This is a genomic window from Streptomyces sp. M41(2017), from assembly GCF_002078175.1.
In the GTDB taxonomy this organism is placed as follows: domain Bacteria; phylum Actinomycetota; class Actinomycetes; order Streptomycetales; family Streptomycetaceae; genus Streptomyces.
In genome coordinates, this window is record NZ_MWFK01000001.1 from 2,274,740 (window position 1) to 2,298,776 (window position 24,037).

Genomic DNA, 24,037 nt, shown 5'->3' on the forward strand with positions numbered 1-24,037 from the left:
TTTATGGTGATCAGGAGGGGCGAAACGGCGCGGGGGGACGGCGCAGCCGTGTTGCGGTGCCGGACGCGTCCGCGCATAGTTGCGCTGCGGAGGACGCCCTGACGCGGGGCTCACGCCAGGGGTCGGAGCTGGAGCCAGAGGTGGGAGATGGCCGGGCACGGGACGGACGGGCATCCGCACGGCGCTGACCGACTGTGCGAGGCCGGCGACCGGGTGTACTCGCGGGCGGTGCGGCGCGGCCGGGTGCCGCGCGACGACGCCGGCCCGGTGCCGTGCCTGCTGGAGCTGGCGCTGCTGCACCCCGACCCCGACGACATGGGCTGGCTGGTGCCGACCTCCCCGCAGGAGGTCATGACCCGGCTGCTGCGCGGGGTGTACGAGGAGGTCAGCGCCAGTCAGGCGCGGGTGGGTGACGCGGTCTCCGCGTTCGAGTGGTACGCCGGTCTCGGCGGCCGCGTGCAGGCGCCCGCGGAGGGCGCCGCGATCCGTGTCCTGGACGGACTGCCGCGGATCCGCGCCGCCATGGACAAGGCGACCGAGGAGTGCGCGAGCGAGGTCCTGACGGTCCAGCCCGGCGGTATCCGGCGCGAGGACGAACTGGTGGAGGGGCTGCACCGGGCGCTGGAGATGCGGCGGCGCGGGGTGCGCATGCGCGACCTGTACACGCATGTCGCCCGGCACGGCCAAGGCCTGCTGAACTACATGGAGTTGATGGGGGACGCGGCGGAGGCCCGGACCCTCGACGAGGTCGTGGAACGGCTCATCCTCTTCGACCGCAAGGTCGCCTTCATCCCCGCCAACTCCGACCGCACCATCGCGCTCGAACTGCGCCATCCGGCGCTGATCGACTACCTGGTCACGGTGTTCGAGCGGTTGTGGCGCCTCGCGATCCCGCTGGCCTCGCCGCTGCCGTCCACCGGCATCGAGGGCATCACCCACCGCGAGCGCTCGATCGCCGCGCTGCTGGCGGAGGGGCATCAGGACGCGGTGGTCGCCGAACGTCTCGGCATCAGTGTCCGCACCTGCCGGGCCCACATCGCCCGGCTCTCGGAGACGCTGGGGGCGGCCAGCCGTACGCAGTTGGGCGTGCGGATCGCGCAGGCGGGGCTGGACGGGCCGCCGCGCTCGCCGGAGCCGTCCCCCGTCACCGTGCCCCGGCACGGCGCGGGTGCGGCCGCCGGCCCCTCCGTGACCGGTCCGGGCGCGGCCGGTGTCCAGGGGCTGCCGGGTCAGGGCTCGCCCGCCCAGCGCTGAGCGGCCGGCCGGTCAGTGGTCCTGTTCCAGGATGCCCGACTGGGCGATCAGGAAGCCGAGTTGGGCGCGGCTGCCGCTGCCCAGGGAGGCCGCCAGCTTCGCGATGTGGGCCCGGCAGGTGCGGACGTTCATCCCCAGCCTGCGGGCGATGGCCTCGTCCACGTGGCCCTCGATGAGCAGCTTGGCTATGGAGCGCTGGACGCCCGTGATGCCGTCCGGGGTGGACTCGTAGGTGACTTCCTCGCGCAGCGGGGTGGCACGTCGCCAGAGCTGCTCGAAGACCCTGGTCAGATAGCGGACGAGGCCGGGGTGGCGCAGTTCGAGGGCGAACTGGTTGTCGTCGCTCGCCGGGATGAAGGCGACGGTGCCGTCGCAGATGATGAGCCGCTCGATCAGCTCCTCCAGCGTCCGGATCTCGATCTTTCCGCTGGCTATCCGGTCCATGTAGGCGGCGGTGCCCTGGCTGTAGCGGACCGTGTGCTGGTAGAGCGTGCGGATGCGGACGCCGCGGTCGGTGAGCGGGCGGTCCCGTTCGAGGGCCTGGTTCAGGATGTGCTCGCTGCGGCGGCCGCCGGGCTGGATGGTGAGCATCTCCGTGTGGCACTCGGAGGTGGCGATGTCGAGCGCGGCGTTGATCCGGTCGATGCCCTCCAGCACGGTGATGGCGTGGGTGGGGGCGGGTGCCATCGCGCTGACCATCATGAACGGCTCGAATGATTCGGTCAGTTCGATGGTGCGCCGCCTGCGCTCCTGGATCTCGCGCTCAATAGGGTGGAGACGCTGGGTGAGCGCGACGGACGGCGGCACCGGGCGCAGCCAGTTGGAGTCGTCGGGATCCGGGCGCAGCAGGGCGAACTCCAGCAGGCATGGCGCTGCCGTCGCCTCGGCCCGGGCGATCCGTCCGGTGCTCAAAGCGCTCGTGTACAAGCGTGCCCCTTCGTCACAAAGTTCCGTGACGGGATGGGGATGTGTCTGGTTTGTGCGTTCTATGGGCAAATCGCCACCCCCCAGGGTCCTGAACATGCAGGAACATGATGCATCGTGTCGGTGGTGGTGACGTGCCTGAATGAGACATCGTCTTCATTACCGGGGGAGAGGATCCGATCAAGTGAGGACGAAGCCGACTATGTACAGGAGAATGCTTCGCTCGGTACTTGCCACCGCTTTCTCCGCGGTTGTGGCTGTCGGGGCCCTGAGTGGTGTGGGTCTCGCGGCGGGGGGTTCGTCGACCACCTCCGCGCCACCGGACAGTGGCTGGGGCAGTGAGCCCGCGGTTCTCTCCCTGGACAGTGGCTGGGGCAACGGGCCGGCGGCTCTCGCTCTGGACAGTGGCTGGGGCAACGCGGCGAAGGCGCTGCCCGCCGACAGCGGCTGGGGCAATGTGGCGAAGGCGCTGCCCGGCGACAGCGGCTGGGGCAATGTACGGACGGACCTGGCCGACAGCGGCTGGGGCAACGCGAAGACGATCGTGCTGGCTGACAGCGGCTGGGGTTTCGTGGCTCCGGCCGGCAGTGCTTCGAGTGACGTCACGAAGGCTTCAGTGGACTCATGACTACACCACCCGACGACCGTTCGTTCCGGCGCGAGATGGCGACCGCGTACCGCTCCGGCTGGCATTTCATCGACCTGGTCACCGCCATCCCCCACAGCGGTGACTCGCTGATGGTGACCGTCTTCGGTGAGCCCGTCGTCGTCACGCGCGACGACGACGAGGACGTACGGGCCTATCGGTGTCTGCGGCGGCCTCGGGGGGCGCCGCAGCCAGTACGGTGCGCCATCCGGTACGGAATGATCTTCGTGAACCTCGATCAGCGCGACGCGCGACTGACCGGGCCCGACATCCCCGATGTAGAGACCATCGCAGCCACCCCCCGCAGTGCCTGACGCGATTCCCCCGTCGTAGTAGATCGCGCAGGTACTTCCCCCCGCAGCGGCGTCACCGTGACCTGAACACGGTGACGCCGCTGCAGTTTTCCCGGAGAACTCCGGGTTTCCGCCGATCCCGGCGAGGGCTGGAACCAGCCGTCGCGACGCGGCGCGCAGCCGGCTCCGCGGGTCGTTCTCAGCCGTGGCCCAGTGCCCGCGTCAGCTCGATCTCGATGACCACGCGGGCCGGGTTCGGGGACGGCACGCGCTCGTAGCGCTCCGAGTACCGCCGCACCGCGTCGGCGACGCGCTCGGGGTCCGTGGACACCCGGGCCAGCCCCTCCAGCGTCGCCCAGCGCCTGCCGTCCACCTGGCAGACCGCCACCCGCGCCCCGTCCGGCCCCGCCGCCCGTACGTGGGCCGCCTTGGCGGTGGCCCCGCCGGTGATGATCCGGGCGAGGCCGGCCTCGGGGTCGTAGGTGACGCCGACGGGCACCACGTGCGGGGTGCCGTCGTGTCGCAGCGTCGTCAGGGTGCAGAGGTGGCGCTCACGCCAGAAGCGCAGGTAGGCGGCGTCGGGTCGCCGCGGGTCCACCGGAAGGGAAGCCATGGGGCCTGAATCTACGCCCCGCTCCGCCCGTTCCTGTCCCGCTCCAGCCTTGAGTGGAATAGACTCAAGTTTGTGCACGTTGCCCGTGTCAGGCAACGGTCGGAACGCCAGGAGGAGGAGAACGCGAACGTGGACGCCGAGCTGACCAACAGGAGCCGGGACGCGATCAACGCGGCGAGCAGTCGCGCCGTGAAGGAGGGGCACCCGGACCTCACCCCCGCCCACCTGCTGCTCGCTCTGCTGGAGGGGCAGGACAACGAGAACATCATCGACCTGCTGACCGCGGTGGAGGCCGATCAGGCCTCCGTGCGGGCCGGCGCCGAGCGCGTCCTCGCCGGGCTGCCCAGCGTGGCCGGTTCCACCGTCGCGCCCCCGCAGCCCGACCGCGAACTGCTCGCCGTCATCGCCGACGCCGCCGAGCGCGCCAAGGAGCTGGGCGACGAGTTCCTCTCCACCGAGCACCTGCTCGTCGGGATCGCCGCGAAGGGCGGCCGGAGCGGCGACGTACTCTCCCAGCAGGGCGCTGGTGCGAAAAAGCTGCTGGAGGCGTTCCAGAAGAGCAGGGGAGGGCGCAGGGTGACGACCCCGGATCCCGAGGGCCAGTACAAGGCGCTCGAAAAGTTCGGTACGGACTTCACCGCCGCCGCGCGTGAGGGCAAGCTCGACCCGGTCATCGGCCGGGACCAGGAGATCCGCCGGGTGGTGCAGGTCCTGTCCCGCCGCACCAAGAACAACCCGGTCCTCATCGGCGAGCCCGGCGTGGGCAAGACCGCCGTCGTCGAGGGGCTCGCCCAGCGGATCGTGAAGGGCGACGTGCCCGAGTCGCTCAAGAACAAGCGCCTCGTCTCCCTCGACCTCGGCGCCATGGTCGCCGGCGCGAAGTACCGCGGCGAGTTCGAGGAGCGGCTGAAGACCGTGCTCGCGGAGATCAAGGACTCCGACGGGCAGGTCATCACCTTCATCGACGAGCTGCACACGGTCGTCGGGGCCGGCGCGGGCGGCGACTCCGCCATGGACGCCGGCAACATGCTGAAGCCGATGCTCGCCCGCGGTGAGCTGCGCATGGTCGGCGCCACCACCCTCGACGAGTACCGCGAGCGGATCGAGAAGGACCCGGCGCTGGAGCGGCGCTTCCAGCAGGTGCTGGTCGCCGAGCCGACCGTCGAGGACACCATCGCCATCCTGCGCGGACTCAAGGGCCGCTACGAGGCCCACCACAAGGTCCAGATCGCCGACCGCGCGCTGGTGGCCGCCGCGACCCTCTCCGACCGGTACATCACCTCCCGCTTCCTGCCCGACAAGGCCATCGACCTCGTCGACGAGGCCGCCTCGCGGCTGCGCATGGAGATCGACTCGTCCCCCGTCGAGATCGACGAGCTCCAGCGGGTCGTCGACCGGCTGAAGATGGAGGAGCTGGCGATCGGCAAGGAGACCGACGCGGCCAGCCGGGAGCGGCTGGACAAGCTGCGCCGCGACCTCGCCGACAAGGAGGAGGACTTGCGCGGGCTCACCGCCCGCTGGGAGAAGGAGAAGCAGTCCCTCAACCGCGTCGGTGAACTGAAGGAGAAGCTCGACGAGCTGCGCGGCCAGGCCGAACGCGCCCAGCGCGACGGTGACTTCGACACGGCCTCCAAGCTGCTCTACGGCGAGATCCCCACGCTGGAAAGGGACTTGGAGGAGGCCTCGGAGGCCGAGGAGGAGGCAGGCCGGGACACCATGGTCAAGGAGGAGGTCGGGCCGGACGACATCGCCGACGTCGTGGGCTCCTGGACCGGCATTCCCGCCGGACGCCTGCTGGAGGGCGAGACCCAGAAACTCCTGCGCATGGAGGACGAGTTGGGCCGCCGGCTGATCGGCCAGACCGAGGCGGTGGGTGCCGTCTCCGACGCCGTGCGCCGCACCCGCGCCGGCATCGCCGACCCGGACCGCCCCACCGGCTCGTTCCTGTTCCTCGGCCCGACCGGCGTCGGCAAGACCGAACTCGCCAAGGCGCTGGCCGACTTCCTCTTCGACGACGAGCGGGCGATGGTCCGCATCGACATGTCGGAGTACGGCGAGAAGCACAGCGTGGCCCGGCTGGTCGGTGCCCCGCCCGGCTACGTGGGATACGAGGAGGGCGGCCAGCTCACCGAGGCGGTGCGCCGCCGCCCGTACAGCGTGATCCTGCTCGACGAGGTGGAGAAGGCGCACCCCGAGGTCTTCGACGTGCTGCTCCAGGTGCTGGACGACGGGCGGCTGACGGACGGCCAGGGGCGGACGGTGGACTTCCGCAACACCATCCTGATCCTCACCTCGAACCTGGGGAGCCAGTTCCTCGGCGGTCAGAGCCTCGCCGATCCGATGAGCTCCGAGGAGGACAGGAAGCGTCAGGTCCTGGAAGTCGTCCGGGCCTCGTTCAAGCCGGAGTTCCTGAACCGGCTGGACGACCTGGTGGTCTTCTCCGCGCTCGACCAGGCGGAGCTGGAGCGCATCGCCCGCCTCCAGATCGACCGGCTGGCCAAGCGGCTCGCCGAGCGCCGGCTCACCCTGGAGGTCAGCGACGCGGCCCTGGCCTGGCTCGCGCAGGAGGGCAACGACCCGGCATACGGAGCGCGCCCGCTGCGGCGCCTCGTCCAGACCGCCATCGGCGACCGGCTGGCCAAGGAGATCCTGGCCGGCGAGGTCAAGGACGGCGACACGGTCCGGGTGGACGCCTTCGGCGACGGCCTGATCGTGGGGCCGGCCACCGGCAAGACGCTGTAACCGGAGCACGGATTCCGGTCAGGGCCCGCGGCTCCGTCGCCGCGGGCCCTCGGCGTGTCCGGAACCGGCCGGCTCCTCCGGCGTCCGGGGGGAGACGGGGCGCCGGTCCCCTGAGGGACCGACATGTGCATGTTCATCCCGCCGTCGCCGCCGCGCCGCCCCGCATACCCCCGTGGCCCATCCCCACCTGGCCCGATGCCTCCGGGTGACCGGATCTTGTCAGCCCCCGGCGGACAGGCCCGGCCAGGGGTTGCCACCCCCCGCCCCGCATGGGGGAGGATGGCAGGATCCGTACGAAGGGAAATACACGGTGAGCATCGACCCGTCCTCGATTCCGAACTTCGGGGGCCAGCCCGAGCCGCAGCCCGGCGGCCCCGCGGGCCCCGTGGTCCCGGATCAGGACCTCGTGAAGCAGCTCCTGGAGCAGATGGAGCTGAAGTACGTCGTCGACGACGAGGGTGACCTCGCGGCGCCGTGGGAGGAGTTCCGTACGTACTTCATGTTCCGCGGCGAGGGTGACCAGCAGGTCTTCTCGGTGCGGACGTTCTACGACCGGCCCCACCAGCTCGAGGAGAAGCCCGCGCTCCTGGAGTCGATCGACGACTGGAACCGCCGCACCCTGTGGCCGAAGGTCTACAGCCACACGCACGACGACGGCACCGTCCGCCTGATCGGCGAGGCGCAGATGCTGATCGGCACCGGCGTCAGCCTGGAGCACTTCGTGTCCTCCACGGTCAGCTGGGTCCGCGCCGCCATCGAGTTCGACAAGTGGCTCGTCGAGCAGCTCGGCCTGGAGCAGGAGATCAACGAGGCGGAGAAGCCCGAGGACGACGGGGAGTAGTTCTCCTCCCCGCGGCGGCGCTCCCCTCGCGCACCCTCGCGGACACGCTCTAGAGCGGGGTGTGCGCGACCACGACGAGATACGCGCCGTAGGCGAACGAGAGCCCGGCCAGGGCACCGACCACCAGGGTCGCGTGCCAGGGGCGGGCTCTCGCCGTCCCCACCAGGGCCGAGGCGAGCGGCAGCAGCAGCGGGAACGCGGGCAGCAGGAAGCGCGGCTTCGACGCGAAGAACCCCGAGCCGCCCAGCGTGATCAGCAGCAGGACCCCGCTGTGCACCAGCAGCGGCAGCGGCGCCCGCTCCGCGATCAGCAGCGCGTACAGCAGCACGGCCGCCGCGACGATCACCATCGCCATGGGGAACGCGAACCGGCCGCCGTGCAGCAGCAGGTGGCGGACGGACCGGAGGGCACCCGCGCCGAGGTCGAAACGCGAGCCCCAGCTCCGCTGCACCGCGAAGTAGCCGCCGAGCAGGTCGCCCCTGCGGTGGCCGACCCACAGCACGTAGCCCGCCCAGCCGAGCGGTGCGAGCGCGGCGCCCGTCCACAGCCTGTGGGAAACCCTGCCGCGGCGGCGCGCGAGCTCGCACACCGCCGCCGCGAGGACCGCGGCGGCCACCGCGAGGCCGTTCGGCCGGGTCAGCCCCGCGAGCGCGGCCAGCACGCCTGCCCACACCCAGCGCCCGTCGAGCACCGCGTACAGGGACCAGGCGGCGAAGGCGGTGAGCAGGGGCTCGGTGTACGCCATCGACAGCACCACCGAGTGCGGCAGCAGCGCCCACAGCAGCACCAGCGCCGTCCCGACCGCCCGGCCGCGCAGCCGGGCCCCGACCGCGTAGATCCCGCACGCCGCGACGGCCGCCGCGAGCCAGGAGACCAGCAGGGCCGCGGTGCTCGCGTTCAGGGGCGTCAGCGCGGTCACCGCGCGCACGAGTCCCGGGTACAGCGGGAAGAACGCCAGGTCGCTGTAGACGACCCCGGGGCGCAGATGCAGGGTGCGGCCGTAGCCGTGTGCCGCGATCCTCAGGTACCAGAGCGAGTCCCAGGACCGCGCGAGCAGTGTCGCCGGATGTCTGCCGGTGGCCCACGCGGTCGCGGCGAGCACGAGCACGCCCGTCGCGCGCGCGGCGGCGAACAGCCCGAGCGCGGTCAGCAGGGGGGACCACCCGGCGCGCGCGCCGCGGGAGGGGCCGACGGTACGCCCGGCGGGTTCCGCGACGGCGGGGCGGGCGAGGGTGTTCGGGTGGGTCACACCCGAACTGTGCGATCCCCGCGGGGGGTTCGCGAGCCGGGAGCACCCGTGCGGGTACGCGTCTCCGCCGCCCGGCGTGGCGCACGGACGGGCACGTCCGCCGGTGCTAGGAACGGTCCTGCTGCCGCCCCGGCGGCCGGGCTACCAGGCCGCCTTCAGTCGTCGCGAGGCCTCCTCCAGCACGTCCGTCCGCTTGCAGAACGCGAACCGCACGAACGGCGCGCCCGCCTCCCGGTGGTCGTAGAAGACGGCGTTCGGGATGGCGACGACGCCGGCCCGCTCGGGCAGCGCGCGGCAGAACGCGAAGCCGTCGGACTCGCCGAGCGGCCGGATGTCGGTGGTGACGAAGTACGTGCCCTGCGGGCGGAACACCGAGAACCCCGCGTCGGTGAGTCCCGCCGCCAGTACGTCCCGCTTGCGCAGCATGTCCGCGCGGAACCCGTCGAAGTACGTGTCGGGCAGCGCCAGTGCCTCGGCGACCGCGTACTGGAAGGGCCCGGAGGACACGTAGGTGAGGAACTGCTTCGCCGAGCGGACCGCCGTCACCAGATCGGGCGACGCCGTCACCCAGCCGACCTTCCAGCCGGTGAAGGAGAACGTCTTGCCCGCGCTGCCGATGGTGACCGTCCGCTCGCGCATGCCGGGCAGGGTGGCGAGCGGGATGTGCTCGGCGTCGTCGAAGACCAGGTGTTCGTAGACCTCGTCGGTCACCACGAGCAGGTCCCGCTCGACGGCGAGCCGGGCGATCTCCGTCAGCTCGGCCCGGGTCAGGACGGTGCCCGTCGGGTTGTGGGGGGTGTTGAGCAGCAGCAGCCGGGTCCGGTCGGTGACCGCGTCCCGCAGCTCGTCGAGGTCGAGCCGGAAGCGGCGGTGCGGGACCCCGCCCGGGGTGTCGGCGGCGGCCTCCTCGTCGGGGCGCAGGGTCACCGGCACCCGGGTGCCGCCCGCCAGGGCGATGGAGGCCGCGTACGAGTCGTAGTACGGCTCCAGGGCGATCACCTCGTCGCCCGGTTCCAGCAGCGCGAGCAGGGCGGCGGCGATGGCCTCGGTGGCGCCCGCCGTCACCAGCACCTCGGTGTCGGGGTCGTAGGACAGGCCGTACCGGCGCTCCTGGTGCGCGGCGACGGCGGCGCGCAGTTCCGGGACGCCCGGCCCCGGCGGGTACTGGTTGCCGCGGCCGTCCCGCAGCGCGCGGACGGCCGCCTCCCGGATCTCCTCGGGACCGTCCGTGTCGGGGAAACCCTGGCCGAGGTTGATCGCCCCGGTGCTCGTCGCGAGGGCGGACATCTCGGCGAAGATCGTCGTCCCGAACTCGGCGAGCCGGCGGTTCAACAGGGGTCGCGCGCTGGAGGTCATGCGCGCCATCCTCCGCCCAAGCCCCGCAGTCCTCAACTCACCGCCGCCGACGGGCACCCGTGCCGGGCCGGGGTCAGCGGGCCCCTCCCGCCGGTCCGTCGGCCGGTCCCGCTGCGCGCCCCCCCCGGCCGGTCCCTCAGTCGATGCAGAACTCGTTGCCCTCGATGTCCAGCATCGGGATGCACGCGTCGTCGCCGTCGTACAGCGTCCGCACGTGGACGGCCCCGAGCGGTTCCAGCCGTGCGCGCTCGGCCTCCAGCGCGGCGAGGCGCTCCTCGCCCACGAGCCCGGTGCCCACCCGCACGTCGAGATGCACCCGGTTCTTGACGGCCTTCCCCTCGGGGACGCGCTGGAAGTACAACCGGGGACCGACGCCCGAGGGGTCGACGCAGGCGAACCACGCGTCCCGCCCCTCGGGCGGCTGCGCGGCCTTGAACGCGTCCCACGTGGCGAACCCCTCCGGCGGCGGCGGGACGACGTACCCGAGCACCTCGCACCAGAAGCGCGCCAGGCGCTCGGGCTCCGCGCAGTCGAAGGTGACCTGGAACTTCTTGATCGACGTCATGGGGCCACCGTAGGGAGGAGCGGCGCCCGGAGGCATCCCCGTTTCCGGATGCTCAGGAGTTGCTCAACTCTGCTTTGGGGCGTGACGCGTGAGGGCATCCCCCTGTCACGCAAGACCGGAATCGAGAAGCACGGCCCACGGGGGGCCGCTTCGGGGGAACGAAAGGAGGGTGACGCCATGATCTTCGGCATCATCCTGGCGGTCGTCCTGCTCGTCGTGTTCGTGAAGGCCGTGAGCGGGGGCAGCAAGCGCAAGCGCCGGTCCGGGGGCCGTTCGGGAAGCGGTTCGGGAAGCAGTGACAGCAGCTGGTGGGCCGGTGGCGGGGCCGCGGCCGGCGGCAGCAGCGCGTCCTGTTCGTCGGGCGGTTCGTCCGGCGGTCACCACGGCGGCCACGGGGGTCACTCCTGTGGGGGTCACTCGTCGTGCGGAGGCTCGTCCTGCGGAGGCGGGTCCTCGTGCGGAGGCGGCGGCGGATGCGGCGGAGGCAGCTGACACGGGGCAGCTGAGCTCCGCGCGGGAACGCGCATCCGGCGCACGGAAGTGCCCGTCGGCAGACCTCTGCCGGCGGGCACTTCCGTACCCCCGGGCGTACGCCGTAGTTGAACAGTTGAGCTGTGCAGCCCTCGGGGGGATGGAAACCCTACGAAGTTGGGTAAAAACGCTGTGGCGGCGCCACCGTTCATGATTCCCTCTAAACCACCACAGCAGCCCTGGTAAATCACCGAAGCGGCCCTGGGCCGACAGGCTTTCGGAAGTCCATCGGATGGTCCTATCGGAACCGTCCTCCGGAAGTCCTTCCGGCCGGGCCGACCGGGCCGTTCCCCCGGTGCCGACCGGCTGCGCCGGAACCCCACCTCACCTTTGCGTGCTAGCGGAGCCGACCCATGCTCACGACCCTGAACACCTCGTACACCGACACGCGCGCGGCCGATCTCGCCTGGACACTGGGCCGCGAACCGCTGCCGGCGCTCGCCACCCTCGATCTCGAACTGGACGGGGCGAAGCTGCAGTTGAGACTGCTCGGCGCGTCCCACCAGGTGCTCCTGGAAGAGGAGCGGGGCAGCTGTTCGGAGACCGTCGCCTGCATCCCCGGCAGCAGCACGCCCCTGCCCCTCGGCGTGGCCAAGCGGTTCGGCGACTGGGAGTACGAGTTCGCGGCCCGCGTCGAGGTCCTGTCGCCCGGCTCCTTCGCGGGCCGCGCCCAGGAGTTGCTCGCGCTGGTCTCGGACCACCCCCAGGGGCTCGCCGGCGTCTTCCCCGGCAGTCCGCACGCCTTCACCGCGATGCTCGCCCAGCGCCACGACGGCCAGGTCCATTGGCGTACGTGGCACGCGTACCCGCAGGACGGGCAGTTGGTCGCGACGCGTACCCGGGTCGGCGTGCGCGCGGACGCCCTCAGCGCGTCCGGGGTCTGAGGAAGCGGGCCGCGGGCCGCGCATGGCCGCCGGGTCCCCGGGGAAGATGCCCGCGCCGGGCCCATGTGCCATGAAGCGCAACGCTTTCCACACGTGTGGGTGACGAAGCGCAGTGGTGCCGTGACGTAGCGTTCGCAGCGTGATCGAACCGCACGCGCCTGCCCCACCCGGCGCGCCGCCGCCCTGGGGCGTCCAGGGCCAGGCGCGGCTGCCCGTCCGCCCGGGCGTCGGCCGGTTCCTCGTCCTGGCCGGCGTCTTCGTCTGCGCGGCCTGCGGACTGGTGTACGAACTGGAACTCGTGGCCCTCGCCTCCTACTTGATCGGCGACTCCGTCACGCAGGCCTCCGTGGTGCTGTCCGTCATGGTCTTCGCCATGGGGGTCGGCTCCCTCGCCGCGAAACGGCTGCGCCCGCGCGCCGCGGCCGGCTTCGGCGCGGTCGAGGCGGCGCTCGCCCTGGTCGGCGGATGCAGCGCGATGGCCCTGTACGCGGCGTTCGCCTGGACCGGCGGCTGGGGCGGCCTGTGGGCGGACGGGTCCCGCTGGCTGCTGGTGGCCTTCTCGCTCGCGATCGGCCTGCTCATCGGCGCCGAGGTCCCCCTCCTGATGGAGCTGATACAGCGCATCCGCCGCCAGGACCCCGGCGGCGCGGTCGCCGACCTGTTCGCCGCCGACTACGTGGGCGCCCTCGTCGGCGGCCTCGCCTTCCCCTTCCTGCTGCTGCCCCTCCTCGGCCAGCTCACCGGCGCACTGCTCACCGGCACGGTCAACGCGGTCGCGGGCGGCGCCCTCGTCCTCGGCCTGTTCCGCAAGGACCTGACCCGCCGGGCGCGCTGGACCCTGCTTGTCGCCAACGTCGTCGTGCTCGGGCTGCTCGCCTCCGCCGCCGTGCTGGTCGACGACTTCGAGCGGGCGGCGCGGCACGCCGTGTACGGAGGCGACGTGCGCGTGGCCCTGCGCAGCGGTGTCCAGGAGGTCGTCCTCGCGGGCGGCACCCGAGGGCACCCGCTGCACCTCTTCCTCGACGGCCGCCTGCGGTTCAGCGGCCACGACGAGCACCGCTACCACGAGGCGCTCGTGCACCCCGCGATGAACGGACCGCACGCGCGCGTGCTCATCCTCGGCGGCGGTGACGGGCTCGCCGCCCGCGAGGTGCTGCGCCACCCCGGGGTGCGCCGGGTCGACGTCGTCGAGATCGACGCGGACGTCGTCCGGCTCGCCCGCCACGACGCCGCGCTCACCGCCCTCAACCACCACGCGTACGACGACCCCCGCGTGCACGAGGTGACGGAGGACGCCTTCACCTGGCTGCGCGGGGCGGCGTCGACGTACGACGTGGTCGTCTCGGACCTCCCCGACCCGGGCATCACCGCGAGCACCAAGCTGTACTCGCAGGAGTTCTACGGCCTGGCCCGGCGCGTCCTCGCCCCCGGCGGGCGTCTCGTCGTCCACGCCGGGCCGCTCGACGGGCGGCGGCGGGTGTTCTGGACGGTCGAGGCGACGCTCCGCGCGGCGGGACTGCGCACCACGCCCTACCGGGTCGCCGGACGGGACTCCGGTTTCGCCGCCGGACCCGACCGCACCACCGGCGGTTCCGTGGGCGCCCCGGGAGACTGGGGCTTCGTGCTGGCCGCCCGGTCGGCCGAGCCGCTGCGGCTGCCCGCCTCCGGGCCGCGGCTGCGCACCCTCACCCGCGCGGCCCTGGCCGCCGACGCCCGGGCCGCGGACCGCAGCCGCCCGCACCGGCCCCTCGCACCGTCCACGCTGGTGCACCCGCGGTACTCCGACTGAGCAGGAGGTGCGGGAATCCCGTCATACCCGGGTGCGGTCCGGGGCGCGCTGGGTAGGCTCGGCTGACATGGAGCATGAGGTGTTCGTTCCGTTTCCGGCCGGGCCGCTCAGGGAGGCACTCGCCGACCCCGTCCGGGTCGCCCGCGCCGTCCCGGGGCTCCAACAGGACGCGTCGGCCGGCCCCGACGCCGGGCAGGACCCCGCCGGGGCCGCGCACCCGCGGCCCGTCCGGGTCGCCGGACGCCTGAAGGTCCGTGTCGCCGGGCACACGATCACCTACCGCGGGGCGCTTCGGCTGACCGCCCGGGAGGACGGTGCGTACGCCGTCGAGGGCGACGGCACGGAGGTGCGGGGCAGGGGCGTGGTGAAACTCGCGCTCACCCTGCGTCTGGCGCCCGCCGAGGGCGGTACGACGCTCGCCTACGGCGGCACGGCCTCCGCCGACGGGCGGCTCACCGAACTCCCCGAGGACTCGGTCGCCGCGGCGGCCCGCCGTCTGCTGACCCGCTTCACGGAGTCCCTGACGGCGAGCCTCACGGCGGAGAACGAGGAGCCGGAGACGCGGCCCCGTGCCGGGACCGAGCCGCGCACCGCCGCCGGCGGGCCCCCACCCGGGCGTGAGCCCGGGGACGCCACGCCGGCCGGGACGGAGGGCGCGCCGGCGACCGGCGCCCGGCCCCCCTCCGACACCGCCCCCGAGACGGACGCGGCGCACGGGACGGGCCCCGAGAGCGCCGGCACCACCCCCGACCCGGACGCCGGGACGGACGCCACGGACGCCGCGGAGCGGACCGATGCGGCGGACCCCGGTGAGGGGTCCGAGCCGTCCGCCCTCTTCGAGACCGACGTACCGCCCTCGTCGCTCGACCCGGGGGCCGAGGACGACGACTTCGGGGACTTCGGGGGAGAGGCCTTCGCCGTGGAGGACGGGGAGCCGGGGGCCGAGGACGCGATGGCCGAGGCGGCCCATGCGCGGCGGACGATGATCGGACGCAGCGCGGAGGAGGTGGACCACGCCCCGCCGCGCGGCCGCTACGCCCCCGTCCCGCCCCCCGAGGCGACCGCCGCCCGCGCCACGCTCCGCTGGGCGGCCCCCGCCGCGGCCATCGCCGTGGCCTCGGCCATCGCCGTCACCCGCGCTCTGCGCCGGCGCCGCTAGGCCGTGTCCCTCGGATCCGGTGGCGCTGCGGCGCGGCCCGGGCGATCGCCGCACCGTGTGCGGTGGGTCCGGAGACGGGACGGCGGGGGACGGGAGTGGACCAGTAGGGTCGCTGTGTGAGTGACGAAGAGATCACGCTGACCGCGGGTGACGCGGAGGTGACCGTGACGCCGGGCAACGGCGGACGGATCGGGAGTCTGCGGGTCGGAGGCGTCGAACTGCTGCGGCAGGGCGCGAAGTTCGGGTGCTTCCCGATGGTCCCGTGGTGCGGGCGCATCCGGGACGGCCGCTTCCTCGACGGCGCGACCGTCCGGCAGATGCCGCTGAACTCCCCGCCGCACGCCATCCACGGCACCGCCCGCGACGGCGCCTGGAAGACCGCCCGCGCCACCGCCCACGAGGCCGTGATCACGTACGACCTGGTGGAGCCCTGGCCGCACCCCGGCCGGGTCACCCAGGCGTTCGCCCTCACCGGGGACGGTCTGACGGTCACCATGTCCGTGGAGACGTACGGGGACTCGTTCCCCGCCCAGATCGGCTGGCACCCCTGGTTCCACCGGAACCTGGGCGACGGCGGCGCGGACGTGCGGGTCGACTTCCTGCCCGCGTGGCAGGAGGAGCGCGGCGACGACCACCTGCCCACCGGCCGCCGCCTCGACCCGCAGCCGGGCCCCTGGGACGACTGCTTCGGCATGCCGGACGGCGTCGACGTCACCCTCACCTGGCCGGAGCGGCTGGAGCTGAAGGTCACCAGCCGCGAGGAGTGGGCCGTCGTCTACGACGAGCAGGAGGCCGCCGTGTGCGTGGAGCCGCAGACCGGTCCGCCGAACGGCCTCAACACCCACCCCCGCCTGGTCACCCCCATCGAGCCCCTCGAAGCCACCATGACCTGGAGCTGGCGGCGCCTCTAAGCTGGCGGCATGAGTGACGTCAACGCAGCAATGCCGGCAGGCACACGCGGCGATCTGCTGCAGCAGATCAAGGACAAGGCCGTGGTGCGCGGCAAGGTGACCCTCTCCTCGGGTCTGGAAGCCGACTACTACGTGGACCTGCGCCGCATCACGCTGGACGGCGAGGCCGCCCCGCTCGTCGGTCAGGTCCTGCTCGACCTGACCGAGGGGCTGGACTACGACGCGGTGGGCGGCCTGACCATGGGCGCCGACCCGGTCGGCACGGCCATGCTGCACGCCGCCGCCGCGCGCGGGCGCAAGCTCGACTCGTTCGTCGTCCGCAAGGCAGCGAAGGCGCACGGCCTCCAGCGTCGCGTCGAGGGCCCCGAGATCAAGGGCCGGCGCGTGCTCGTCGTCGAGGACACCTCGACCACGGGCGGCTCCCCCCTCGAAGCCGTCCAGGCCGTCCGGGAGGCCGGCGCCGAGGTCGTCGGCGTCGCCACGATCGTCGACCGTGCCACCGGAGCCGCCGAGAAGATCGAGGCGGGCGCCGGTGTCCCGTACCTCTTCGCCTACTCCAAGGACGAGTTGGGCCTCGACTGACGACGCCCCCGCGGGACCCCGCCGGGCGCGGGGTCCCGCATGCCGGACACGGGGTGCGGACCATCCGGGCACGTCTGGAAAGATGGGGCCGACGATGACGTCGCCCCCCTAGGTCAGGGCCATAGCACCAGTCCCGTCGTACGGCAGCAGCAGTACGCAGACCCGCACATACAAGGAGCGGACAGATGCCCATCGCAACCCCCGAGGTCTACGCCGAGATGCTCGACCGGGCGAAGGCAGGCAAGTTCGCCTACCCGGCCATCAACGTGACCTCGTCGCAGACCCTGCACGCTGCGCTGCGCGGCTTCGCGGAGGCGGAGAGCGACGGCATCATCCAGATCTCCACCGGTGGCGCGGAGTTCCTGGGCGGCCAGCACAACAAGGACATGGTGACCGGCGCCGTCGCCCTGGCCGAGTTCGCGCACATCGTCGCTGCCAAGTACGACATCACGGTCGCTCTGCACACCGACCACTGCCCGAAGGACAAGCTGGACGCCTACGTGCGCCCGCTGATCGAGGTGTCCGCCGAGCGCGTCGCCCAGGGCCGCGACCCGCTGTTCCAGTCCCACATGTGGGACGGCTCCGCCGAGACCCTGGCCGACAACCTGGCCATCGGCCAGGAGCTGCTCGCCAAGGCCGTCGCCGCGAAGATCATCCTCGAGGTGGAGATCACCCCCACCGGCGGTGAGGAGGACGGCGTCAGCCACGAGATCAACGACTCGCTGTACACGACCGTCGACGACGCGCTGCGCACCGCCGAGGCCCTCGGCCTGGGCGAGAAGGGCCGCTACCTGCTGGCCGCGTCCTTCGGCAACGTGCACGGCGTGTACAAGCCGGGCAACGTCGTACTCCGCCCCGAGCTCCTCAAGGACCTCCAGGAGGGTGTGGGCGCCAAGTACGGCAAGGCGAGCCCGTTCGACTTCGTCTTCCACGGCGGCTCCGGCTCCACCGCCGAGGAGATCGCCACCGCGCTGGAGAACGGCGTCGTGAAGATGAACCTCGACACCGACACGCAGTACGCCTTCACCCGCCCGGTCGTGGACCACATGTTCCGCAACTACGACGGTGTCCTGAAGGTCGACGGCGAGGTCGGCACCAAGTCGAAGTACGACCCGCGCACCTGGGGCAAGCTCGCCGAGGCCGGCATGGCCACGCGCGTGACCGAGGCCTGCGCCGCCCTGCGCTCCACGGGCACCCGCCTCAAGTAGGCGCCACCCGCTCTCGCGCGGCCCCGCGGACGCGGGCGCGCCCGCTCGGCGCACACGGAAGGGCCCGGCACCCCACGCGGTGCCGGGCCCTTCCGTATGCTCCGGGGTATGGCTGTGCCCGAGCGGGACGCATCGGACGACGGACCCGACACCGCCGTCGGACCTGCCCTGCGGATCTCCTCCCCGGCGGGGAAGTGGGTCCTGCTGACGACGGTCCTCGGGTCCAGCATGGCCCTGCTGGACTCGACGGTCGTCAACGTCGCCCTGCCGGCCATCGGCCGTGACCTGGACGCGAGCCTCGCCGCGCTCCAGTGGACCGTCAACGGCTACATGCTCTCGCTGGCCGGGCTGATCCTGCTCGGCGGCTCGCTCGGCGACCGCTTCGGGCGCCGGAGGATCTTCGTCGTCGGCGTGGTGTGGTTCGCCGCCGCGTCGCTGATGTGCGGGCTCGCCCCCAACGTCGGCATCCTCATCGCCGCCCGCGTGCTCCAGGGCGTCGGCGGGGCGCTGCTCACGCCCGGTTCGCTGGCGATCATCCAGGCCTCCTTCCACCCCGCCGACCGGGCCCGGGCCGTCGGCCTGTGGTCGGGCTTCGGCGGCGTCGGGGCCGCCGTCGGACCGTTCCTCGGCGGCTGGCTGGTGGACGGGCCGGGCTGGCGCTGGGTGTTCCTGCTGAACATCCCCGCCGCGCTGGTCTGCGTGCCCGTCGCCCTGCGGCACGTCCCGGAGTCCTCCGGCACCTTCGACGGCACCTCCGACGCGGGGAAGGCCGGGAGCGGGGAAGCCGCAGTACACCGCCGCTTCGACGTCCTCGGGGCGGTCCTCGGCGCGGCGGCCCTCGCCCTGGTGACCTACGCCCTGATCGAGGCCCGGAGCGGGTCCGTGCTCGTACCGGTGACGGCGGTCGCCGGTGTGGCGGCGGGCGTGGCCTTCGTGCGGGTCGAGCGGCGGCGGCCCGACCCGATGATGCCGCCGGACATCTTCGCGTCCCGCCAGTTCACGGCCGTGAACCTGGTGACCCTGTGCGTCTACGCGGCCTTCGGCGGATTCTTCTTCCTGACCGCGCTCCAGCTCCAGGTGGTGGCGGGGTATTCCGCGCTCGAAGCCGGTACCGCGCTGCTGCCCACCACCGCCCTGATGCTGCTGTTCTCCGCCCGCTCCGGCGAGCTCGCCCAGCGGATCGGGCCGCGCATCCCGCTCACGGTCGGCCCCCTGCTGTGCGCGACGGCCATGCTGCTGATGCTGCGGGTCGGCGAGGGCGCCTCGTACGTCGCGGACGTGCTGCCCGCGCTGGTGGTGATGGGCCTCGGCATGGTCACCCTGGTCGCGCCGCTGACCTCGACCGTGCTGGCCTCGGTGGACACCGGGCGGGCGGGGCTGGCGAGCGGCATCAACAACGCGGCGGCCCGTGCCGCCGGTCTCGTCGCCGTGGCCGCGCTGCCCGTGCTCACCGGGATGGGCTCGGAGGCGTACCGCTCGGCGGACGCCTTCGACGCGGCGTTCCGGCGGGCGATGCCGCTGTGCGCGGGCGTACTGGTGGTCGGCGCGGTGCTCGCGTTCACGACGGTGCGCCGTCCCGCCCCGGACTGCCGGCGCCCCGAGTGCCGGACCCACGGCTCGATCCTGGCGCCGCCGCTGGAACCCCGCCGTACCAGCCACGGCACCCTGGGGCCCGCAGGCCCCGCACGCCCGGCGGGCCCGGACACTCCCGGCCCGGGCCTGACCCCCTGACCGTCCGGGCCCGCGGGCGCCCTCCGGGCCTGCCCCGCACGGAAAGGTGCCGCCGCCGCTCCGCCGGGCGGTGGGCCGGGTGCGGGATGCGCCAGACTGGAACCCATGACGATTCACGAGAACCTCCTCGGGGGACCGCCCCCGACCTATCTCCCCGACGACCCGGAGCCGCGTGAGCTCCTCGCGAACGGCACGGCCCCCGCCGACGTCGCCGCCAAGTACCCCACCTCCTCACTCGCCTGGGCGCAGCTCGCCGACGAGGCGTTCGAGCGGGGCAGCGTCGTCGAGTCGTACGCCTACGCCCGTACGGGCTACCACCGCGGTCTGGACTCGCTGCGCCGCAGCGGATGGAAGGGCCACGGCCCGGTGCCGTGGGACCACGAGCCGAACCGCGGCTTCCTGCGCGCCCTGCACGCCCTCGCCCGCGCCGCGCAGGCGATCGGCGAGCAGGAGGAGTACGAGCGCTGCAGCCAGTTCCTGAAGGACTCCTCGCCGACGGCGGCCCAGACGCTGGGCTAGTACCGGACCCCGTCCGTCGGGGGTCCTGATGCGGGTCCGCCTGGTGTGACCAGGCGGACCTTGCGGTTTCGGGGGACGATTGTGGAGGATGCCCGGTGGGGACCGGGGCCCCCGTGTCGGTAACGGCAGGGGCGGACCGCTACCCGGAGCACAACGCAGGAGACAGCGATGTCCCACCAGGCTCAGCCCCCGCAGGCTCAGGAGCCCGAGACCCCGCATCTCGACTTCCAGGGCACGACGCCGTACGAGGACTACGTACAGGCCGACGTGCTCACCCACCTCCAGCACACTCTCTCCGACGACCCCGGAGAGATGGTCTTCCTGGTGACGACCCAGGTCATGGAGCTGTGGTTCACGGTCATCGTCCACGAGTGGGAGACGGCGGCGCGCGCCCTGCGCTCGGACGACATCCCCGTCGCGGTGGCCGCGCTGAAGCGTTCCGTACGGGAGCTGGAGGCGCTGAACGCCTCGTGGCGGCCGCTCGGACAGCTGACCCCGGCCCAGTTCAACTCCTACCGCTCGGCTCTCGGCGAGGGCTCGGGCTTCCAGTCCGCGATGTACCGGCGGATGGAGTTCCTGCTCGGCGAGAAGTCCGCGTCGATGCTCGTCCCGCACCGGGGCGCGCCGCGCGTGCACGCCGAGCTGGAGAAGGCCCTGCACGAGCCGAGCCTCTACGACGAGGTGCTGCGGCTCCTCGCCCGCCGCGGCCACCCGATCCCGGCCGCCGTGCTGGAGCGCGACGTGTCCCGGCGGTACGAGCCCGCCCGCGAGGTGGAGGCCGTCTGGACCGCGCTGTACGCCGGTGACGACAGCGACGAACTGGCCCGTCTCGGCGAGGCGTTGACCGATGTCGCCGAGCTGGTGTGGCGATGGCGCAACGACCACCTCGTCGCCACGCGCCGTGCGATGGGCTCGAAGACCGGCACAGGCGGCTCCGCCGGGGTTGCCTGGCTGGAGAAGCGCGCGCAGAAGAACGTGTTCCCCGAGCTGTGGACAGCGAGGTCCCATGTCTGAGCGAGCCCCCGAGTCCCTGGCCGAGCGGGCTGCGGAGCTCGACGCCGCCGACGAACTCGGCAAGCTGCGTGAGCGGTTCGTGCTCGACGACGTGGTGTACCTGGACGGGAACTCGCTCGGCGCGCTGCCGGTCGACGTCCCCGGCCGGGTCGAGGACGTCGTCCGCCGTCAGTGGGGCGAACTCCGCATCCGCTCCTGGGAGGAGAGCGGGTGGTGGACCGCGCCCGAGCGGATCGGCGACCGGATCGCCCCGCTCGTCGGCGCCGCCCCCGGCCAGATCGTGGTCGGCGACTCGACCAGCGTCAACGTCTTCAAGGCCCTGGTGGGAGCGGTACGGCTCGCTCCCGAGGGGCGGGACGAGATCCTGGTCGACGCGACGACGTTCCCGACCGACGGGTACATCGCGGCCTCGGCCGCCCGCCTGACCGGCTGTGAACTGCGCCCGGTCGATCCGGCCGAGGTGCCCTCGGCGCTCGGCCCGCGCACGGCGGCCGTCCTGCTCAACCACGTCGACTACCGCACGGGCCGGCAGTACGACCTCCCCGCCCTGACCGCCGCGATCCACGCGGCGGGCGCGCTGGTGGTGTGGGACCTGTGCCACAGCGCGGGCGCCCTGCCCGTCGGCCTCGACGAGCACGGCGTGGACCTGGCGATCGGCTGCACCTACAAGTACCTGAACGGCGGCCCCGGTTCGCCCGCGTACCTGTACGTGCGCTCCGACCTCCAGGACCGCTTCGACTCGCCGCTGCCCGGCTGGAACTCGCACGCCGAACCGTTCGGCATGAGCCCGTCCTACGAGCCCGCGCCGGGTGCGCTGCGGGGCCGGGTCGGCACCCCGGACATCCTCTCGATGCTGGCTCTCGAAGCGGCCCTGGAGGTCTGGGACGGCGTCCCGATCGACTCCGTCCGCGCCAAGTCCCTCGCCCTGACGGACTTCTTCCTGGAGTGTGTCGAGGCGTACGTGCCGGAGGGCCGCGTCGAGTCCGTGACCCCGGCAGCCGCCGCGGAACGGGGCAGTCAGGTGGCCCTGCGCTGTGCGGACGCGGGCCCGGTCATGAAGCGGCTGATCGACCGGGGCGTCGTGGGCGACTTCCGCCACCCGGACATCCTCCGGTTCGGCTTCACCCCGCTGTACGTCGGCTTCAAGGAGACGGAACGAGCGGCACGCGTGCTGGCGGAGGTGCTGGGCCAGGAGGTTTGAGCCCCCTCCGGCGTCTGAGGGGCGGGGTCCGGTGCGGAGCCCCGGGGGACGGGAAGGGCAGGGGCGGCGGGGGCGAGAGCCCCGTCCGCCCCACCGCCGTGCGGGACCATCGGCACCCAGGGTCGTCATCGGCACCCAGGGTCGTCATCGGCACCCAGGGTCGTCATCGGTGCCCAGGGTCACCGGGACCACCCCGGCCGCCCAGCGCCACCCGGCCATCCAGGGGTCACGGGGGTTCACCCGGCGACGACGAACACCCCCGCCACCGCGGCGGCCACCGCGGCGGACGCGGCCAGCTCGGCATCGGCGGCACTCGGCACCGCACCGCCGGTGAGCAATCCGTAGTACAGCGGCGCCGAAACGGCCCGCACGACCGCCCCCGCGTCCGTCCCCACCGGCAACTCCCCGCGGGAGACGCCCTGTTCGACGCAGGGTGCCCACTCGGCGACCCGCACCGCGTAGAAACGGCGCAATGCCTCCGCCGTCCGCGCGTCGCAGGCCCCGGCGGCGATCACCGCACGGAACAGGGCTCCCTGCCGGGGGTCGGCGAGCGTCCGCCGTACGAGGTCGGCGTTGGCGCGCAGGTCGCCGAGCACGCTGCCGGTGTCCGCGCGGGGGAGCGACTGCTCGGCCATGTCGCCGAGCAGGTCGGCGACCAGAGCCGTCACGGAGCCCCACCGGCGGTAGACGGTCGTCTTGCCGACCTCGGCCCGCCGGGCGACGTCGGCGAGGTCGAGGTGGGCGAAACCCTCCTCGGCGAGCACGTCGCCCGCGGCCCGCAGGACGGCCGCGCGGACACGTGCGGTACGCCCGCCGGGACGTACGGTGCCGGGCTCGGCGGACTCGGCGGACATGTCGGTCTCCTTCGCGGATCAAGGGCGGCGGCGGGGTCGCGGACCGCCAGCGTAACGAAACGGCAGAACCGTTTGACCCTCACCGAGCGTGACAACCCCGTGTCGACGCACGTCACCGGCCTGATACCGTCCCGGCCAACGGCCGAATTCTTCCCTGGTCCGCCAAATCCGTTTCACCGCTGAGAGGTTGGAGCATGCAGGACGACGCCGCACCCCAGGACGGCTCCGACGCCGAAGAGGCGTCGGCCTTCTCCCACCCGGCCGTGGACCCCGACGTCACGGTGGCGTACGGCGACCACCCCGACCAGGTGATCGACTTCTACGCCCCGCGCGATCCCGACCCGGCGATCCCCACGCCGCTCGTGGTCGTCCTGCACGGCGGCGCGTGGCGGGCCCCGTACGACCGCCGGCATGTCACCCCGTTCGCGGACTTCCTGACCCGGCGGGGTTTCGCCGTGGCGAACGTCGAGTACCGCCGGGGCGAGGCTCCGGCGCAGGCGTCGGGTGGTCCGATCCCCGCGCAGGGCGGGCCGGTGGACCCCGCGGGTCCGGTCGCCGGACGCTGGCCCGAAACCTTCGACGACGTGGCCGGCGCGCTGGACGCGCTGCCCGCGCTGGTGCGCGAGGCGGTGCCCGGGGCCGATCCCCGCCGCATCGTGGTCGTCGGGCACTCGGCGGGCGGACACCTCGCGCTGTGGGCCGCGGCGCGTCACCTGCTGCCCGCCGACGCCCCCTGGCGCACCGAGCGTCCCGCGCCGTTGCGCGGGGTCGTGGCGCTCGCCCCGATCGCGGACTTCGAGGTCGCGGAGAAGCTGGGTGTCTGCGGTGGGGCCGCGCGGCAGCTGCTCGGTGGGGAGGCCGGATTCGACGAGCGTCTGCCGTACGCCGACCCCGTCCGGCTGCTGCCCACCGGGATCGCCACCACCCTGGTCCAGGGGCGGAACGACGTCGTGGTGCCGCAGGCGGTCGCCGAGGCGTACGCCGATGCGGCGGCGAAGGCGGGTGAGGTGGTCGGTCTGACGCTCCTGGAGGGCGTCGGCCACTTCCCTCTCATCGACCCGGCGGCGGACGCCTGCGCGGTGGTCGCCGAGGAGATCGCCCAACTGGCCTGGTAGCCGGCCCGGTTGTCCGGCCCTCTCTGCCTCCACCCGGCCGGGTACAACCCTTCATC

Annotated in this window: 23 protein-coding genes; 17 read left to right on the forward strand and 6 right to left on the reverse strand. The window is 73.0% G+C overall.

Annotated elements, in window-relative coordinates; all coding sequences use genetic code 11:
• Window positions 1-147 precede the first annotated feature (147 nt).
• The gene (locus B0675_RS10020; RefSeq protein WP_081218465.1) at window positions 148-1,254 is read left to right on the forward strand and encodes a helix-turn-helix transcriptional regulator; all 1,107 of its coding nucleotides are present in this window, start codon (window positions 148-150) and stop codon (window positions 1,252-1,254) included.
• 12 nt (window positions 1,255-1,266) lie between these two features.
• Here the strand turns inward: B0675_RS10020 and B0675_RS10025 are convergent, their stop codons facing one another.
• Window positions 1,267-2,277 (reverse strand): helix-turn-helix transcriptional regulator, encoded by a 1,011-nt coding sequence (locus B0675_RS10025; protein WP_081218466.1) that lies wholly within the window; start codon window positions 2,275-2,277, stop codon window positions 1,267-1,269.
• A 154-nt stretch (window positions 2,278-2,431) separates the two neighbouring features.
• On the opposite strand from B0675_RS10025, the gene B0675_RS10030 reads away from it, so the two are divergent.
• A complete protein-coding gene (locus B0675_RS10030) occupies window positions 2,432-2,806 on the forward strand; it encodes a hypothetical protein (protein WP_179165201.1) in 375 nt (124 codons plus the stop codon).
• The gene (locus tag B0675_RS10035; RefSeq protein ID WP_081218468.1) at window positions 2,803-3,138 is read left to right on the forward strand and encodes a hypothetical protein; all 336 of its coding nucleotides are present in this window, start codon (window positions 2,803-2,805) and stop codon (window positions 3,136-3,138) included. Before B0675_RS10030 ends, B0675_RS10035 begins: the two co-directional genes overlap by 4 nt.
• 178 nt (window positions 3,139-3,316) lie before the next feature.
• Here the strand turns inward: B0675_RS10035 and B0675_RS10040 are convergent, their stop codons facing one another.
• On the reverse strand, window positions 3,317-3,730 hold the full coding sequence (locus tag B0675_RS10040; RefSeq protein ID WP_081218469.1) for a TIGR03618 family F420-dependent PPOX class oxidoreductase: 414 nt from the start codon (window positions 3,728-3,730) through the stop codon (window positions 3,317-3,319).
• Between the two features lie 129 nt (window positions 3,731-3,859).
• On the opposite strand from B0675_RS10040, the gene clpB reads away from it, so the two are divergent.
• Window positions 3,860-6,472, forward strand: coding sequence for an ATP-dependent chaperone ClpB (clpB, locus tag B0675_RS10045; protein WP_081218470.1), 2,613 nt, complete (start codon window positions 3,860-3,862; stop codon window positions 6,470-6,472).
• Window positions 6,473-6,782: 310 nt separating this feature from the next.
• Complete coding sequence (locus B0675_RS10050; protein ID WP_081218471.1) at window positions 6,783-7,313, forward strand: YbjN domain-containing protein; 531 nt, start codon at window positions 6,783-6,785, stop codon at window positions 7,311-7,313.
• A 49-nt stretch (window positions 7,314-7,362) separates the two neighbouring features.
• Here the strand turns inward: B0675_RS10050 and B0675_RS10055 are convergent, their stop codons facing one another.
• The 3 genes from B0675_RS10055 to B0675_RS10065 form a co-directional block, all read right to left on the reverse strand.
• Window positions 7,363-8,562, reverse strand: coding sequence for a glycosyltransferase family 39 protein (locus tag B0675_RS10055; RefSeq protein WP_081218472.1), 1,200 nt, complete (start codon window positions 8,560-8,562; stop codon window positions 7,363-7,365).
• Window positions 8,563-8,703: 141 nt separating this feature from the next.
• Window positions 8,704-9,927 carry a pyridoxal phosphate-dependent aminotransferase gene (locus B0675_RS10060; RefSeq protein ID WP_081218473.1) on the reverse strand — a complete coding sequence of 408 codons (1,224 nt, stop codon included), beginning with the start codon at window positions 9,925-9,927 and terminating at the stop codon, window positions 8,704-8,706.
• Window positions 9,928-10,054: 127 nt separating this feature from the next.
• Window positions 10,055-10,483 carry a VOC family protein gene (locus B0675_RS10065; protein ID WP_081218474.1) on the reverse strand — a complete coding sequence of 143 codons (429 nt, stop codon included), beginning with the start codon at window positions 10,481-10,483 and terminating at the stop codon, window positions 10,055-10,057.
• 177 nt (window positions 10,484-10,660) lie between these two features.
• Here B0675_RS10065 and B0675_RS10070 point away from each other — a divergent pair, with 177 nt between their 5' ends.
• The 11 genes from B0675_RS10070 to kynU all read left to right on the forward strand — a co-directional run bounded on the left by B0675_RS10070 (window position 10,661) and on the right by kynU (window position 22,012).
• The gene (locus B0675_RS10070) at window positions 10,661-10,975 is read left to right on the forward strand and encodes a hypothetical protein (protein ID WP_081218475.1); all 315 of its coding nucleotides are present in this window, start codon (window positions 10,661-10,663) and stop codon (window positions 10,973-10,975) included.
• A 392-nt stretch (window positions 10,976-11,367) separates the two neighbouring features.
• Window positions 11,368-11,898 carry a DUF2617 family protein gene (locus tag B0675_RS10075; protein WP_081218476.1) on the forward strand — a complete coding sequence of 177 codons (531 nt, stop codon included), beginning with the start codon at window positions 11,368-11,370 and terminating at the stop codon, window positions 11,896-11,898.
• A 139-nt stretch (window positions 11,899-12,037) separates the two neighbouring features.
• Window positions 12,038-13,687, forward strand: coding sequence for a polyamine aminopropyltransferase (locus B0675_RS10080; RefSeq protein ID WP_081218477.1), 1,650 nt, complete (start codon window positions 12,038-12,040; stop codon window positions 13,685-13,687).
• A gap of 67 nt (window positions 13,688-13,754) precedes the next feature.
• Complete coding sequence (locus tag B0675_RS10085; protein WP_179165275.1) at window positions 13,755-14,846, forward strand: carbon monoxide dehydrogenase; 1,092 nt, start codon at window positions 13,755-13,757, stop codon at window positions 14,844-14,846.
• Window positions 14,847-14,962: 116 nt separating this feature from the next.
• The gene (locus B0675_RS10090; protein ID WP_081218479.1) at window positions 14,963-15,757 is read left to right on the forward strand and encodes an aldose epimerase; all 795 of its coding nucleotides are present in this window, start codon (window positions 14,963-14,965) and stop codon (window positions 15,755-15,757) included.
• 9 nt (window positions 15,758-15,766) lie between these two features.
• On the forward strand, window positions 15,767-16,339 hold the full coding sequence (pyrE, locus tag B0675_RS10095) for an orotate phosphoribosyltransferase (protein WP_081218480.1): 573 nt from the start codon (window positions 15,767-15,769) through the stop codon (window positions 16,337-16,339).
• Window positions 16,340-16,524: 185 nt separating this feature from the next.
• The gene (fbaA, locus tag B0675_RS10100; protein ID WP_081218481.1) at window positions 16,525-17,547 is read left to right on the forward strand and encodes a class II fructose-bisphosphate aldolase; all 1,023 of its coding nucleotides are present in this window, start codon (window positions 16,525-16,527) and stop codon (window positions 17,545-17,547) included.
• Between the two features lie 108 nt (window positions 17,548-17,655).
• A complete protein-coding gene (locus B0675_RS10105; RefSeq protein ID WP_081218482.1) occupies window positions 17,656-19,278 on the forward strand; it encodes an MFS transporter in 1,623 nt (540 codons plus the stop codon).
• Window positions 19,279-19,383: 105 nt separating this feature from the next.
• On the forward strand, window positions 19,384-19,797 hold the full coding sequence (locus B0675_RS10110) for a DUF3151 domain-containing protein (RefSeq protein WP_081218483.1): 414 nt from the start codon (window positions 19,384-19,386) through the stop codon (window positions 19,795-19,797).
• Between the two features lie 168 nt (window positions 19,798-19,965).
• Entirely contained in the window at window positions 19,966-20,811 is an 846-nt protein-coding gene (locus tag B0675_RS10115) for a tryptophan 2,3-dioxygenase family protein (RefSeq protein WP_081218484.1), read from the forward strand.
• A complete protein-coding gene (kynU, locus tag B0675_RS10120; protein ID WP_081218485.1) occupies window positions 20,804-22,012 on the forward strand; it encodes a kynureninase in 1,209 nt (402 codons plus the stop codon). The genes B0675_RS10115 and kynU overlap by 8 nt, the downstream gene beginning before the upstream one ends.
• Window positions 22,013-22,248: 236 nt before the next feature.
• Here the strand turns inward: kynU and B0675_RS10125 are convergent, their stop codons facing one another.
• The gene (locus B0675_RS10125) at window positions 22,249-22,866 is read right to left on the reverse strand and encodes a TetR/AcrR family transcriptional regulator (protein WP_081218486.1); all 618 of its coding nucleotides are present in this window, start codon (window positions 22,864-22,866) and stop codon (window positions 22,249-22,251) included.
• Window positions 22,867-23,060: 194 nt separating this feature from the next.
• Here B0675_RS10125 and B0675_RS10130 point away from each other — a divergent pair, with 194 nt between their 5' ends.
• Window positions 23,061-23,981 (forward strand): alpha/beta hydrolase, encoded by a 921-nt coding sequence (locus tag B0675_RS10130; protein ID WP_081218487.1) that lies wholly within the window; start codon window positions 23,061-23,063, stop codon window positions 23,979-23,981.
• Window positions 23,982-24,037: the final 56 nt, after the last annotated feature.

Bases quoted from the DNA above. Each gene is read 5' to 3' on its own strand.
- B0675_RS10085 (WP_179165275.1), top strand. From the start codon at position 13,755: ATGGAGCATGAGGTGTTCGTTCCGTTTCCGGCCGGGCCGCTCAGGGAG.
- B0675_RS10125 (WP_081218486.1), bottom strand. From the start codon at position 22,866: ATGTCCGCCGAGTCCGCCGAGCCCGGCACCGTACGTCCCGGCGGGCGT.
- B0675_RS10130 (WP_081218487.1), top strand. From the start codon at position 23,061: ATGCAGGACGACGCCGCACCCCAGGACGGCTCCGACGCCGAAGAGGCG.
- kynU (WP_081218485.1), top strand. From the start codon at position 20,804: ATGTCTGAGCGAGCCCCCGAGTCCCTGGCCGAGCGGGCTGCGGAGCTC.
- B0675_RS10020 (WP_081218465.1), top strand. From the start codon at position 148: ATGGCCGGGCACGGGACGGACGGGCATCCGCACGGCGCTGACCGACTG.
- B0675_RS10065 (WP_081218474.1), bottom strand. From the start codon at position 10,483: ATGACGTCGATCAAGAAGTTCCAGGTCACCTTCGACTGCGCGGAGCCC.
- B0675_RS10040 (WP_081218469.1), bottom strand. From the start codon at position 3,730: ATGGCTTCCCTTCCGGTGGACCCGCGGCGACCCGACGCCGCCTACCTG.
- B0675_RS10070 (WP_081218475.1), top strand. From the start codon at position 10,661: ATGATCTTCGGCATCATCCTGGCGGTCGTCCTGCTCGTCGTGTTCGTG.
- B0675_RS10075 (WP_081218476.1), top strand. From the start codon at position 11,368: ATGCTCACGACCCTGAACACCTCGTACACCGACACGCGCGCGGCCGAT.
- B0675_RS10115 (WP_081218484.1), top strand. From the start codon at position 19,966: ATGTCCCACCAGGCTCAGCCCCCGCAGGCTCAGGAGCCCGAGACCCCG.
- B0675_RS10035 (WP_081218468.1), top strand. From the start codon at position 2,803: ATGACTACACCACCCGACGACCGTTCGTTCCGGCGCGAGATGGCGACC.
- B0675_RS10105 (WP_081218482.1), top strand. From the start codon at position 17,656: ATGGCTGTGCCCGAGCGGGACGCATCGGACGACGGACCCGACACCGCC.
- B0675_RS10025 (WP_081218466.1), bottom strand. From the start codon at position 2,277: ATGTTCAGGACCCTGGGGGGTGGCGATTTGCCCATAGAACGCACAAAC.
- B0675_RS10110 (WP_081218483.1), top strand. From the start codon at position 19,384: ATGACGATTCACGAGAACCTCCTCGGGGGACCGCCCCCGACCTATCTC.
- pyrE (WP_081218480.1), top strand. From the start codon at position 15,767: ATGAGTGACGTCAACGCAGCAATGCCGGCAGGCACACGCGGCGATCTG.
- B0675_RS10060 (WP_081218473.1), bottom strand. From the start codon at position 9,927: ATGGCGCGCATGACCTCCAGCGCGCGACCCCTGTTGAACCGCCGGCTC.
- fbaA (WP_081218481.1), top strand. From the start codon at position 16,525: ATGCCCATCGCAACCCCCGAGGTCTACGCCGAGATGCTCGACCGGGCG.